Origin of the sequence: Flintibacter hominis, from assembly GCF_014287965.1 — a bacterium.
GTDB lineage: Bacteria > Bacillota > Clostridia > Oscillospirales > Oscillospiraceae > Lawsonibacter > Lawsonibacter aceti.
In genome coordinates this window covers 556,965-569,933 of record NZ_JACOPO010000001.1, presented here as the reverse complement: position 1 = coordinate 569,933, position 12,969 = coordinate 556,965, and the positions used below count along the sequence as shown (strand labels likewise).

Annotated in this window: 11 protein-coding genes; 7 read left to right on the top strand and 4 right to left on the bottom strand. The window is 57.2% G+C overall.

The genetic code is table 11. From position 1 onward, the window contains the following. The first annotated feature begins 7 nt into the window (after nt 1–7). A complete protein-coding gene (locus H8S11_RS02715; protein WP_186852092.1) occupies nt 8–955 on the top strand; it encodes a TIGR03943 family putative permease subunit in 948 nt (315 codons plus the stop codon). A 94-nt stretch (nt 956–1,049) separates the two neighbouring features. Here the strand turns inward: H8S11_RS02715 and glsA are convergent, their stop codons facing one another. Next, on the bottom strand, nt 1,050–1,967 hold the full coding sequence (gene glsA, locus H8S11_RS02710) for a glutaminase A (RefSeq protein WP_147572156.1): 918 nt from the start codon (nt 1,965–1,967) through the stop codon (nt 1,050–1,052). A 247-nt stretch (nt 1,968–2,214) separates the two neighbouring features. Here glsA and H8S11_RS02705 point away from each other — a divergent pair, with 247 nt between their 5' ends. From H8S11_RS02705 to H8S11_RS02680, 6 genes are all read left to right on the top strand, one after another. Further along, nucleotides 2,215–3,480: a putative DNA modification/repair radical SAM protein gene (locus tag H8S11_RS02705; protein ID WP_186852091.1), complete on the top strand. Its 1,266-nt coding sequence runs from the start codon at nt 2,215–2,217 to the stop codon at nt 3,478–3,480. 35 nt (nt 3,481–3,515) lie between these two features. Further along, on the top strand, nt 3,516–4,295 hold the full coding sequence (locus H8S11_RS02700; protein ID WP_186852090.1) for a TIGR03915 family putative DNA repair protein: 780 nt from the start codon (nt 3,516–3,518) through the stop codon (nt 4,293–4,295). A 293-nt stretch (nt 4,296–4,588) separates the two neighbouring features. Then, nucleotides 4,589–5,884, top strand: coding sequence for an MFS transporter (locus H8S11_RS02695; protein WP_186852089.1), 1,296 nt, complete (start codon nt 4,589–4,591; stop codon nt 5,882–5,884). A gap of 234 nt (nt 5,885–6,118) precedes the next feature. Further along, nucleotides 6,119–7,723, top strand: coding sequence for a glucosyltransferase domain-containing protein (locus H8S11_RS02690; protein WP_186852088.1), 1,605 nt, complete (start codon nt 6,119–6,121; stop codon nt 7,721–7,723). 4 nt (nt 7,724–7,727) lie between these two features. Then, on the top strand, nt 7,728–8,699 hold the full coding sequence (locus H8S11_RS02685; protein WP_186852087.1) for a glycosyltransferase family 2 protein: 972 nt from the start codon (nt 7,728–7,730) through the stop codon (nt 8,697–8,699). Then, complete coding sequence (locus H8S11_RS02680) at nt 8,671–9,111, top strand: GtrA family protein (RefSeq protein ID WP_147572150.1); 441 nt, start codon at nt 8,671–8,673, stop codon at nt 9,109–9,111. Before H8S11_RS02685 ends, H8S11_RS02680 begins: the two co-directional genes overlap by 29 nt. Before the next feature lie 76 nt (nt 9,112–9,187). On the opposite strand, the gene H8S11_RS02675 is transcribed toward H8S11_RS02680, so the two are convergent. The 3 genes from H8S11_RS02675 to H8S11_RS02665 form a co-directional block, all read right to left on the bottom strand. Continuing rightward, nucleotides 9,188–9,907: a TIGR01906 family membrane protein gene (locus H8S11_RS02675; protein ID WP_186852086.1), complete on the bottom strand. Its 720-nt coding sequence runs from the start codon at nt 9,905–9,907 to the stop codon at nt 9,188–9,190. Between the two features lie 393 nt (nt 9,908–10,300). Next, on the bottom strand, nt 10,301–12,061 hold the full coding sequence (locus H8S11_RS02670; protein WP_147572148.1) for a carbon starvation CstA family protein: 1,761 nt from the start codon (nt 12,059–12,061) through the stop codon (nt 10,301–10,303). Continuing rightward, nucleotides 12,058–12,591, bottom strand: coding sequence for a DUF8052 family protein (locus H8S11_RS02665; protein WP_186852085.1), 534 nt, complete (start codon nt 12,589–12,591; stop codon nt 12,058–12,060). Before H8S11_RS02665 ends, H8S11_RS02670 begins: the two co-directional genes overlap by 4 nt. Nucleotides 12,592–12,969: the final 378 nt, after the last annotated feature.

Sequence of the window (12,969 nt, the reverse complement as noted above, 5' to 3'; positions counted from 1 at the left end):
GAAGATCATGCCCGATAGTAGGATCCCCCTGTATCTTATCACCGGCTTTTTGGACGCCGGCAAAACCACCCTTCTTACCGACACACTGAATATGGATTACTTTAACGACGGTCAGCGCACCGTCCTCCTCATGTGCGAGGATGGCGAGGAGGAGTACGACCCCCAGTTTCTCTCCCAGCGCAACTGTCGCCTGGTCCCCATCGAGGGGCAGGAGCAGCTCAACACCGAATTTCTGAAGGAAGTAGACCGGCGCTATCAGCCGGAACGGGTCCTGATGGAGTTCAATGGGATGTGGCCGGTGGACCTTCTGCGCAAGCTGAAGCTGCCCAAGACCTGGGGGCTGTACCAGGCCATCCATGTGGTGGACGGCACCACCTTTGAGATGTATCTGGCCAATATGCAGTCCATGTTCATCGACATGGTGACTGAGGCGGATATGGTCCTTTTCAACCGCTGCACTCCCGATATGCCCATGGCCGGCTGGAAGCGGTCCATCCGGGCGGTGAACCGTATGTGCGAGATCGTCTTTGAGGACGAGAAGGGGGAGGAGTTAGAGGTGGAGGATATCCTCCCCTACTCCCTGGAGGAGGACCACATCACCTTGGAGGACCCGGATTACGGCATCTGGTACCTGGATATCCAGGAGCACCCTGACCGGTATGTGGGCAAGACCATCACCATGAAAACCCAGGCCATGACCGGCTCCAAGCTGCCCCGTGGCACCTTCGTCCCCGGCCGCAACGCCATGACCTGCTGTGCCGAGGATATCCGCTTTTTCGGTTTCCTCTGTAAGTATGACAGAGCCCGCTCCCTGAAAAAGGGAGAGTGGGTCAAGGTCACCGCTGAGATCCGGTGGGAGCGCGCCGACGTCTACGATGGAGAGGGCGTGGTCCTGTACGCCCAGTCGGTGGAGAAGGCGGAGCGCCCTGAGGATCCCCTGGTATATTTCAGATAAGCAGAACGGCGCCCGGTACTTTGTACCGGGCGCCGCTTTTTTCTTCCCTTTTGGCCGGGAGCATCCGCAAACTCAATCGCTCCCCCCTCCCTTATCAGAAAATACTTAGATACATCCGCTTAGACAACTCCTCCAACACCTTAATACCTGCCAGGCTGTTTCCCTTTCCATCCAGCCCAGGGGAAAAGATACCGATTCCCATTCTGGTGGGCACCACAGCCATAATGCCGCCTCCCACTCCACTTTTGGCCGGCACGCCTACATTGACCGCGAAATCTCCTGAGCCGTCGTACATCCCACAGGTCATCAAAATGGCGTTGACATAGGTGGCATACCGGCTGGGGAAGATCCGCTCCTCTGTCTGAGGCAGCTTCCCACGGTTGGCCAGCACAAAACCGATGTGGGCCAAGTCCTTGCTGTTCACCGAGATGGAACAGGCTTTGAAATAGCAGTCCAGCACCTGTTCCACATCGTCCTCGATCATGCCATAGGTCTTCAGCAGAAAGGCCAGTGCCCGGTTTTTATTTCCCGTCCGCTTTTCCGACAGGTAGACCTGCTGATCCAGATCGATCTCCTGGTCTCCGGCCAGCTGCCTGGTCAGGTCCAGCAGGCGCCGGAATCGCTCCTCATAGTCCTTTCCCTTAATCAGAGTGCACATGGCGATGGCGCCCATATTGACCATGGGGTTCAAGTGGTCGCTGAACAAGGTCTGGTCCGTGACATTGATGGCGTCAAAGGGCTTGCCCGTGGCCTCTACGCCCACCCGGGATCGGACGTACTCCTCCCCGTTGTCCATCAGCGCCAGCAGCAGGAGGATAGGCTTGACCACGCTCTGGATGGTAAATCGCTTCTTGTAGTCCCCCGCCTGATAGTGCCGCCCATCGCTGCGGAGCACATAAATCCCCAGGTCATTGGCATCTCCCTTCGCCAGCTCCGGGATATAAGTGGCCACCTTTCCCTGCTGGGTATAGGGCCGGCAATCCTCCAGTAACTGCTCCAACAACTCTTCCATTCCCCATCCTCCTTGTATTTTTTCAACAGGAGCACTCCATTTTTATGGATTTATTATAGCTGACTTTCATAATAAAGTCAATGAAAGCATAAATTCTTCCCCGTTTCAGAATACATAGGTCAATGCGCAAAACAGTGGCATCTCGCGAAATGTCCAAGGTAGAAAGATTTTTCCTCTTGACATCTCGCTCCTTCTTACTATAATTGTATAGTACAAATGTTCTACATTTGTGTTGGAGGCGAACACCATGGAACTGCTAGACAAGCTGAATATCCTGGCAGACGCTGCGAAATATGACGCTGCCTGCACCTCCAGTGGACTGGACCGTGCAGGACGCTCCGGAACCATCGGAAGCGCCTCCATGACCGGCTGCTGCCACACCTTCTCCGCCGACGGGCGCTGCGTCTCTCTTTTGAAGGTGCTGATGACCAACATCTGTATCTACGACTGCCTGTACTGTATCAACCGACGGACTAACGACGTCCGGCGTGCCGCATTCTCCCCTAGAGAGCTGTGTGATCTCACCATGGGCTTCTACCGCCGGAACTACATCGAAGGTCTGTTCCTCTCCTCAGCTGTGATTCGGAATCCGGATTATACCACCGAATTGATGATTCAGACTCTCCACCTGCTGCGGACAGAGTACCGCTTTGGGGGCTATATCCACGCTAAGGCCATTCCGGGGGCCGATCCCCTCCTCACCCACCAACTGGGCCTGCTCGCCGACCGGTTGAGCGTCAATATCGAATTGCCCAGTGCCAAAAGTTTGGCCCTTTTGGCACCGGACAAGAAAAAGGAGGCCCTTTTGGCCCCAATGAAGCAGATCCGGGATGGCATCTCCCTATCCAAGCAGGAGTTGAAACTATACCGCCATACCCCCCGCTTCGCTCCCGCGGGACAGTCCACCCAGATGATTATAGGGGCCACGCCGGAGAGTGACCGGCACATTCTCGCCCTCACCCAAGGACTTTATGACCGATATTGTCTAAAGCGGGTCTTTTTTTCCGCCTATATGCCCGTATCCACCAGCCCTCTCCTCCCCTCTTTCCAGGACTTTAAGCCCCCGCTCCTACGGGAGCACCGGCTGTACCAGGCGGACTGGCTGCTCCGCTTCTACCACTTCCGGGCAGAGGAGCTGTTGGATGAGAGCCAGCCTAATCTGGATCCCAGGATGGACCCCAAGTGCTGCTGGGCGCTGCGGCATCTGCAATTTTTTCCGGTAGAGGTGAACCGGGCCGACTACGAGGCCCTTCTCCGGGTGCCAGGTATCGGGGTAACAAGCGCCCGGCGTATCCTCACCGCCCGACGGGTGGGTCCACTGACCTTTGAGGGTCTAAAGAGGTTGGGCGTGGTACTGAAACGAGCCCAGTACTTCCTCACCTGTTCCGGTCGTTGCCTGGAGGGACTGCGGGTCAGCGAGGACGGCCTGCTGCGCCACCTGCTCGCTTTGGAGCCCCCCGCTCAGACCTCCCCCATGGGCGAGCAGCTGTCTCTGTTCGACCAAGCTGTTTGAAGCGGGCTACTCCATACTATTCAGGAGGTGATCTCATGCCTTGGACCCAAGTATGCTGCCACTATGACGGCACCTTTTCTGGTTTTCTCACCTGTGTTTTTGAAACATATGTCAATCAGGAAGAACCAGTTGAGTTCCGCACACCGGAGGACCCCTACTGCTCTCTGTACCCCCAGAGAACCATTATCACCGTGGAGGAGCACGCCCAGCGTGTATACCGCTCCTTCTCCCCCAAGCTGGGGCATGAGGGGCGGGAACTGGCCGCTCGCGGATTTCTCACTTGTCTGCCGGAGAAGGAGCTGTGGCTCTGGAGGCTTATCCGCCTGGGCTATGAGCGGGGCCCGGCCTTTGTCCGGGATCTGACCGACCCGACTGTGGACAAGGTACGGAAAGCGGTCCAGCAACTGAACAACGAGGCGCACCTATACACTGGCTTTGTCCGCTTTTCCGACCAGGGCGGCGTGCTGGTCGGAGAGATTGAGCCCAAGAACCGGGTCCTCCCCCTACTTCGTCCCCATTTCTGCTCTCGATATCCCCAGGAGCGATTCGTCCTCCACGACCGCACTCATGGCGAGGCGCTGTTCCACCAGCCGAACCAGTGGGCCATCCTGCCAGTGGAAGATTTTCATCTGGGACCGGCCGGCGAGAGCGAGCTGGCCTACCGCCGCCTGTGGAGATCCTTCTATGATGCGATCTCCATCCGGGGACGGGAAAATCCCAGGTGCCGCATGACCCAGATGCCTAAGCGGTATTGGGGTATGATGACCGAGTTCCAAAAGGAGTGGGACCGTGCCCTGCCGGAGGTCCATGGCTGACCTTAACGCCAGTGCAAGCTCTGACAACACCCTCCGTGGCTGCCGTAAGGCCGCCCCTTGTTTCTCGCCCTATTCCGTGGTATCATTGTCCCTGCCGCCGGTGATGCTACGGCGAGCTTGCCCGAATATGGGCATCTTAGGAGGACAGCACCATGAAGCTTGCCATTGGAGCGGCTCCGCGCAAAGTCTGACCGGGCGGATTTGCGTGGAGCGTGTATTTTCTCATTCCTTACCGCCCCTGCCGGACTTTGCGCCTGTTTTATCCCTATAAAACAAAAAAGGAGCAAAGTCCCATGTCATCTGTCTTTTCTTTTATTGGTGAGCTGAAGTCCTTTCTGATCCTTTGGTTCACCCAGTTGCTGTCCACTCTGGGCAGCTCCATGACCAGTTTCGCCCTTGTGCTCTGGTCGTATCAGGATCGGGGCTCCGCCCTGACCACAGCCCTGCTCTCCGTATGCTCCTATGCCCCATATGTGCTGGTGAGCATCTTCGCAGGTGCTCTTAGCGACCGTTGGAATAAGAAGGCTACCATGCTCTGTTGCGACACCTTTGCCGCCCTGTGCACCTCGACCGTGCTTCTGCTGGCGGCATCCGGTCAGCTTCATATGTGGCACCTATACCTTCTCAACGGTTTGACCGGCCTGATGAACACAGTTCAGCAGCCTGCCGCTGACGTGGCGGTCACTCTGCTGACACCGGAGAAGCACTACCAACGGGTCAGCGGCCTTCGTTCTCTGTCCTACTCGCTGAACAATATGCTGGCTCCCGCCCTGGGCACTGCCCTATACACCCTGCTGGGACTGGAGTGGGTCATTCTCTTTGACCTGGCTACCTTTCTGCTGGCCTTCTGCTCCCTGCTGCTATTCATCCCCATTCCGCAGGGACCAAAGCCGGAGCGGACGGAGAGCCTTCTACGCTCCACCCAGGCCGGTCTCCGCTATCTCGGTGAGAACCGAGGTATTTTAGATCTGATTCTCTTTTTGGCCGCCATCAACCTGACGGCCTCCATGTTCAACGCGGCCCTGCCTGCCCTGGCCCTTACTCGTCCTTGGGGTGGCGAAAACGTCCTGGGCCTGGTCCAGAGCGTCAGCGGTGTGTCCATGCTTGGGGGCAGCATAGCCGCTTCCCTCCTACCGGCCCCAAAAAGCCGGGTACGTGTCATCTGCAATACCCTGCTGTTGGCAATGTCCACAGAAAATTTTATTCTCGCCCTGGGGCGTGATCTTTCTCTGTGGTGTGTGGGCGCCGCCCTCGGCTGGGTGGGTATTCCCATCATGAACGCCAATCTGGACGCCCTATTCCGATCCAGGATCCCTGTGGACATCCAGGGGCGGGTATACGCCGCCCGCAACTCCTTTCAGTTCTTCACCATTCCGGTGGGTTATCTGCTGGGCGGCTTTCTGGTAGATCAGGTGTTTGAGCCTCTCGCCGCCGCTCTTGGTCCAGATAGTCTCTGGGCTGCCCTCTTTGGGACCGGAAAGGGCGCCGGCGCCGCCGGGCTGTTCCTGGCCATGGGCTTTCTGGGTGTGGCCACCTGCCTGCTCTTCCGGCGGGACAAGCGAATCTGGGCCCTAGAATGCCAGGGATAGTCCTCCCATAACAGCAAACAGGTCCTGACCTTATGGTCCGGGACCTGTTTTCTTTCCCAATCCTCCTTCCGTGCACTGTTTGGCCATCCGCTGTAAGGTGATACTGTTTATACGTCCATTGGGCCCGCCAAATTTCTCCTCTACTTTTTTCCTCTCCCTTGCAATATCCCGCAAAACGGCCTATAATGTGGAATGAGATTTTATGTACACTGGCCCCCACATAGGAGGGAACTTATGACCATTGACCAACGGGGCGCCGGTCTGTGGCGCCGGATCGCTCCCGCCCAGCGGACCGCCTTTTTCAGCTGCCTGATCACAGGCCTTTTAGTCCATTTGTACGCCTTCACCAACCTCATCCCCAACTCTGACGGCTTGAGCCGGGTCCATGATCTTCAACAGATGACTATCTCCGGCCGCTGGTTTCTCCATTACGCCTCCGCTCTCAACAGTTACACCCAGATGCCGGCGGCCATCGGCCTGCTGTCCCTGCTCCTCCTGGGAACCGCCGCCGCCCTGACCGTCAGTCTGCTTCGGCTGGACAGCCGGGTACTCGCTGGGCTAGCCGGTGCGGTGATGGCTGCTTTCCCAGTGATGGGATACACCTTTTTATACCTGTTTACCGCTTCCGCCTACTGTCTGGCTATTTTGCTCGCGGTGCTGTCCGTCTGGCTGGCTAGGCGGGGAACCCTTCTGAGTTGGGCGGCTGGAGTGGTGGCTCTCGCTCTGTCCATGGGGACTTATCAGGCCTATGTGACTGTGGCCATCTCTCTGTCCCTACTGGCAGTGTTTCGGGCTGCTCTGGACCCTGAGTTCACCTTCCAATCCACCCTCCGCCTAGGTCTCCGGCTGATGGCCTATTTGGCTGCCGGCGCCCTGCTGTACTACGGTGTCCTTCTGCTGTTCCTACAGTTCAAGGGCCTGGAGCTGTTATCCTATCTGGGAATGGACGCCGCCAGCTCCGGCTATCCCTTCGGTCAGCTTCCCCGGCTTATCCTGGATTCCTATAAACAGGTGGTGTCCTTCTTTTTTCTTCCCGGCTCCGCCAACGGCTTCGCTGATTTGTGGATGGTCATTCTGGATCTGGCCGCTCTGGCTTTGGGGGGAGCCTGCTTTCTCCTCCACCTGGGGAAAAAGGGGCTTTATCGGGATAGGTGGCGGCCCCTGACCGCCCTGTCTATGGTCGCCCTCCTGCCTCTGGGCATGGACTTTGGCCAGATCCTCAGCCCATGGTCTGTCCCTACTCCCCTAATGAAATACGCCTTTGTATCTGTCTATCTTCTGGTCCTCCTGGCCGTCGGGCTGTTGGACAGTCAAGGGGCCTCCGCCGGTCCTGGGGCCTGGGTCCCTCCCGCCGCTGTCCTGTGGGGAGTGCTTCTGCTGGTGTTCTGCCTGAATACCAACAATCTGCTGTACACCGCCTCCGCCCAGGCCCACCGGGCTACAGAGAGCTATCTCACCCGGCTTTTTGCCCGTGTGGAGGCCTGCCCCGGCTATGAGCCGGGGATGGAGGTCGCTATCGTGGGCGCTATCCCGGAAGATCAGCTGACGGCCCAGATTGACATCTACGATCAGGTGGACCATTACAGTGTCCCCCGTGATACAGTGGCCCCCCTGAACAAGCACATCTACTACTACCTGAACGACTGGCTCAACATTCCCGTGGCGGAACCTGACGAGGACACCATGATCGCTGTGGCCGCTTCTCCGGAGTTCCAGTCCATGCCCCTCTACCCCGCCCAGGGCAGCGTCCAGATGGTGGACGGCCGAGTGGTTGTGAAGCTCCAGGAGGAGTACACCCCAAAATCTGACTTCGAGATCGCTTATGAGAACAGGAGATAAGCAAATGGAAGACACCCTAAGATCCGGCCTGCTGTCCGTCGTTCTGCCCTCCTACAACGAGGAGGCCTCTATCCCACGGGCGGCGGACACCATTACCGCCATCCTGATAGATGCGGACATCCCCCATGAGTTAGTATTCGTGGACGACGGCTCCCGGGACCGCACCTGGACCGTCATTCAGGAACAGGCGGGCCGCCATCCCCAGGTCCGTGGGGTCCGCTTCTCCCGGAATTTCGGCAAAGAGGCCGCCATCTTCGCCGGTTTGGCCCAGGCCCGTGGAGACTGCACTTTAGTCATGGACTGTGATCTGCAGCACCCGCCAGAGAAGGCGGTGGAGATGTACCGCCTGTGGCAGGAGGGCTACCAGGTTGTGGAGGGGGTCAAGGCCAGTCGTGGCAAGGAAAACCCCTTGCATACCTTTGCGGCTAAAAGCTTTTACTCCATCATCAGCCGGGCTACGGGCATTGATATGTCCCGTGCCTCCGACTTCAAGCTGTTGGACCGCCGAGCGGTGGATACCCTGCTCGCTATGCGGGAGAAAAATGCCTTTTTCCGTGCCCTCTCCTCCTGGATCGGCTTTCAGACCACCCAAGTGGAGTTTGAGGTACAGCCTCGGTTGGAGGGCGAGTCCAAGTGGTCCATCCGCAGCCTGGTCCGATACGCCATCACCAACATCACCTCCTTCTCCGCCGCCCCCCTTCAACTGGTCACCCTGCTGGGCGTAGTGGTCTTTCTCTGCTCGGTGGTGCTGGGCATCCACTCTCTATGGCAGTGGGCCTCTGGCAACGCGCTGGAGGGCTTTACCACCATCATTTTGCTCCAGCTGTTCATCGGCAGCATCCTGATGATCTGTCTGGGCATCATCGGCTATTACATCGCCAAAATCTATGAGGAAATCAAGGACCGGCCACGGTATATCGTGGCCGAACGATGCGAGGGGGACCGGGATGAAGGAACTGCTAAAAAAGATATTTGATCCCACCTTCTTCCGTTTCATCCTGGTGGGGATTGTCAATACCCTGGTCGGCTATGGCGTCATGTTCGGGCTCTACAACCTAGCGGGACTCTACACCTGGGGCGAGGTGGGCGAGTGGGTCTCCTCCGCCGCTAACTATATTGTAGGCAGTGTAGTCAGCTTCTTTTTGAATAAGCACTTCACCTTCCGCAACCAGGAGAAAGGGGCTGGGGTCGTCCTTCGATTCGCGCTCAATATCACCGTCTGCTGGTTGCTGGCCTACGGTCTAGCCCAGCCTCTCATGGGCTGGCTGCTGGCCGGTATGGGTCTTAGCCCACAATGGGAAGGTAACCTTACCCTACTAGCCGGCTCCGGTCTGTTTGTGATTCTGAATTACTTTGGTCAACGCTTTTTCGCCTTCCGGGCGAAATAAAAAATTGGGGTTTTCGGTACAGCCCTAGGACCGAAGATAAAAGGCGGTGTGTTCTTTATCAGAACACACCGCCTTTTTATCCTTGACAGCCAGGGCAGCCAGAACAGCCTCCCTGCCTACTCACTTCCTCCCGCCGCTTCTTCCGTATACTGGCGGCCCACAGGTCCGCCCCAATCAGGACGGCGCACCAGGTTAGCAGTAGAGTCAGCACCAAAACGGCACAGTTCCGGAAAAATTCCTGGGGCAAAATCAGGATAACCGGGTCCTCCCACCAGTTAAAAAGCCAGTTCTCTTTTCCTGGGAAAAACAGAGCATGGAACACCACAAAGGCCCGGTCAAAGTCCAAGGCCGCCAGTCCGCCCACCACCAGGAAGATAGCACCCAGCGCGGACGCGGCCCAGAATCCGGGACCTCGTCCAAGAAAACAATGGGGGCGAGCCTTTTTTCTCCTGCACCAGAAAAACAGGACCACAAGTCCGGCCAGGGACAGTACAAGTACCCACAGGTCCAGGAGGAACAGCCCCCTCACATCGGCAAAATGGCTGGCCCCGGAGGCTGAAAAGGGGAGCACACCGGCGGCAAAGTTCGGACGCTGGCCCAGGCAGTAGTCCATCATCTGGTCAAACGCCTCTGTGATCTGCTCCCTGGTCAGGCCAGTATACTCCACCAGCCCCAGTGCGTCGATATGCGCGTAGTAAAATGGGCGGCATAGCAGAGGGGCGGCGATGGAGCCGCTAAGAACCGCCAGGGCGGTGAGGAGAGAAAGCAGCAGGGACAGCGGTTTACTGGTTTTCATAGTCATGACCTCGCAATACAGCATCTGGAAGTAGGGATAAGGCAAGCCGCACCTGACCGGTCAGGTCCCCCCCACACACATACCGACACCGGAAACGTGCTCCAGCCACCTGGGCGCTCCCCGGACTATCGATAATTTCCACACAAATATCACAGCACAAAAATCGTCGGCCCCAGAGGAAACAGGTGAAACCTCCTGTGGCATCCACATGTAGGAAATCTCCATAGGCCGCTGTCAGGACCAGCAGGAACACAGTAACCGAGCGCTGCGCTCCCTCACCGGCCGCTGACTCACCTTTTCCAGATTATCTTAATCATAACACAGTTGGTCCGGCACCGCAACAAAAAGCGGGCCCGGCGTACCGGGTCCGCTTTTGTCGTTCGGATGGAAAAATCAGGCGGCCTTCTTCTTGCCGAAGATGGTCTTGCAGCCCTCCACAGCCAGTACGATGGCCAGCACAAACAGGGCGGCACCCAAGATAGACTGAGCATAAGGAGCCCAGTCGAAATTGCCGGCCTTGTCCAGAGGCATACCGCCAGCGGCCATAATCTTACCAGCCTGGGTGGTGATAGTCTGGACCAAAGAAGTCAGAGTGACCACCAGCATGAAAGCCATGGGGATATAGAACATCTTGTTGTTGCGGCCGATGTTGCCCAGCCAGGCACACACAGTCAGCAGGGCCAGAGCGGCCAGCAGCTGGTTGGCTGCGCCGAACAGGGGCCAGATCTTGGAGTAGCCAGTCATGCCCAGGCCAACGCCCAGCACCACGGTGATGACAGTGGCCACGAAGGGGTTGCACAGGATGGCCTTGAAGCCGGTGGCATCCTTATAGGTCTGGCCGGGCTCCAGCCAGAACTCCTGGAACATGTACCGTGCCAGACGGGTGGCGGTGTCCAGAGAGGTCAGGCAGAACACGGACACGGTCAGGACCAGCAGGGAACTGATGGTACTCTGGGCGCCAGCCAGGCCGGGGATGGAGGCGACCATGCGGGAGATGCCGGTAGCGAATACCTGTGTGGGAGTTACGATCTCGCCGGAGGCGTACTCGTTCCAGATGAAGGACACGGCGGACAGGGAGATCAGAGCCAGGGCGCACTCGATGAGCATACCGCCGTAGGCGATGGGCTTGGCGTCCCGCTCGTGGTCCAGCTGTTTAGCGGTGGTGCCGGAGCCCACCAGGGAGTGGAAGCCGGAGATGGCGCCGCAGGCGATGGTAACGAACAGAGCTGGGAAGACATAGCCCAGAGAGGTCCCGGTCGGGGCGATGGTGTCATATGCGCCGGTGAAGGCGGGCATATCCATATGAGCGGCGTCCGCGCCGGTGAGGCCGGCGCCGATCACGCCCACGGCCGCGATGACCATCATGGCGTACAGCAGGAAGGAGGACAGATAGTCACGAGGCTGGAGCAGAATCCACACGGGGGCCACGGAGGCGATCAGAATGTACACACCGATAATCCACATCCAAGCGGTGTTGGACAGGTAGATAGGGTGCCACTTCAGACCGATGGCCAGGCAGATCACGATACCGATGACGCCCACGATGGTAGCTACGGACAGAGAAGCGCCCCGACGGTAGACGAAAAAGCCAAAAAGAATAGCCATAATAATGAACAGCAGGGAAATCATAGCCACAGAGGCATTCGTCCCGGAAGCGGCCACATCCACCACACCGTCTACATAGGTGGCCTGGAAAGTGCTGGCCACGATGGAGGCAAAGGCGGCCACCACGAGCACCAGGGTCAGGTAAGAGAAGGTCAGAAACAACTTTTTAGCCCGCTCACCGATGTTCAGTGCCACCACTTCACCCAGGGACTGACCCTTGTGGCGGATGGAGGCGAACAGGGCGCCATAGTCATGGACAGCGCCGAAGAAGATACCTCCGATCAGAACCCACAGCACCACAGGAACCCAGCCAAAGACAGCGGCCTGGATGGGGCCGTTGATGGGGCCGGCGCCGGCGATGGAGGAAAAGTGGTGTCCCATCAGGACAGGGGCCTTGGCAGGGACGTAGTCCATGCCGTCCTCCAGCTCATGAGCTGGGGTGACCTTGGAGTCGTCAACACCCCACTGTTTGGCAAGCCAGCCGCCGTAGAAGATGTAGCCTACGATCAAAATGGCGATGCCAACGATAACAACTAACATTGCATTCATTGCGTTTTCTCCTCTCCTAAATGATATGCAGAGATGATACTCCCTGTCAGCCGCTTCAGATCTTTTTGGATCGCTCTTCCCGCGCGGTTGACAGTGATTTCTCCCGTGGACAGGTCCACGGCGGCTATTCTAAACTCCATCCATCCATGGAGCGATAGCTTATATTCCCGGCGCTTCTTCAGCTTCCTCAGCTTGGCCAGGGCTTGGGGCTCGGCGCTGTCATATAGCGTCACCGCCGTCAGATAGGTATACATATGCTGTATATGGGGGTGCACACGGGGCTCTCCGTCCTCCAGCACCCGCTGAAAGATCTGGTCCACAGCCCCCTCATCCAGGTGGTCCACCGCACAGAGATAGAGATACTCATGGTTTTCCGCCGCCCACAGCTCCGCTTTTTTGACCAGAACATACTGGCTATCCCGCATATGATAGGCGCACAGCGCCTTGAGCGGAGTACCGTCTTCTATATCCTCAATATCGTAATAGGCGGCATAGGCCCGTTTCAAGCGGTCCAGCGCCAGTTGACTCATTCGGGACAAGGTATCCTCGCTTTCCAGCTCCCGCCCACAGACATAGTAAAACAGCCAGACTTACAAAGGACGGCTGTTTTGTGTGATCGCCCTGTTGAACACAGAGGCTCCCTGGTGTAAACCTGCGGGAATTATGAACAATCTATTAATATCATCGCTATCATATCAGATTGTAGAAAAATTTGCAAGTAGTATTTGCTATCTTCAGGTCAAAAAGCGCCTTATTTCTCTCCATATTTTATTCATATTGTACAATTTTTGAGCGGTTTTTTATCAGGGCATAAAATCTTAAATTTTTTCTCTCCGCCTTCCCTGCATTGACAGCCTAACGGGAATGGACTAGAATAAAAATACATTTCTTAGCCGGAGGATCTTAAT

Coding starts and splice junctions, on each gene's coding strand:
- H8S11_RS02695 (WP_186852089.1), top strand. CDS start 4,589: ATGTCATCTGTCTTTTCTTTTATTGGTGAGCTGAAGTCCTTTCTGATC.
- H8S11_RS02675 (WP_186852086.1), bottom strand. CDS start 9,907: ATGAAAACCAGTAAACCGCTGTCCCTGCTGCTTTCTCTCCTCACCGCC.
- H8S11_RS02690 (WP_186852088.1), top strand. CDS start 6,119: ATGACCATTGACCAACGGGGCGCCGGTCTGTGGCGCCGGATCGCTCCC.
- H8S11_RS02700 (WP_186852090.1), top strand. CDS start 3,516: ATGCCTTGGACCCAAGTATGCTGCCACTATGACGGCACCTTTTCTGGT.
- H8S11_RS02665 (WP_186852085.1), bottom strand. CDS start 12,591: ATGAGTCAACTGGCGCTGGACCGCTTGAAACGGGCCTATGCCGCCTAT.
- glsA (WP_147572156.1), bottom strand. CDS start 1,967: ATGGAAGAGTTGTTGGAGCAGTTACTGGAGGATTGCCGGCCCTATACC.
- H8S11_RS02705 (WP_186852091.1), top strand. CDS start 2,215: ATGGAACTGCTAGACAAGCTGAATATCCTGGCAGACGCTGCGAAATAT.
- H8S11_RS02670 (WP_147572148.1), bottom strand. CDS start 12,061: ATGAATGCAATGTTAGTTGTTATCGTTGGCATCGCCATTTTGATCGTA.
- H8S11_RS02685 (WP_186852087.1), top strand. CDS start 7,728: ATGGAAGACACCCTAAGATCCGGCCTGCTGTCCGTCGTTCTGCCCTCC.
- H8S11_RS02715 (WP_186852092.1), top strand. CDS start 8: ATGCCCGATAGTAGGATCCCCCTGTATCTTATCACCGGCTTTTTGGAC.
- H8S11_RS02680 (WP_147572150.1), top strand. CDS start 8,671: ATGAAGGAACTGCTAAAAAAGATATTTGATCCCACCTTCTTCCGTTTC.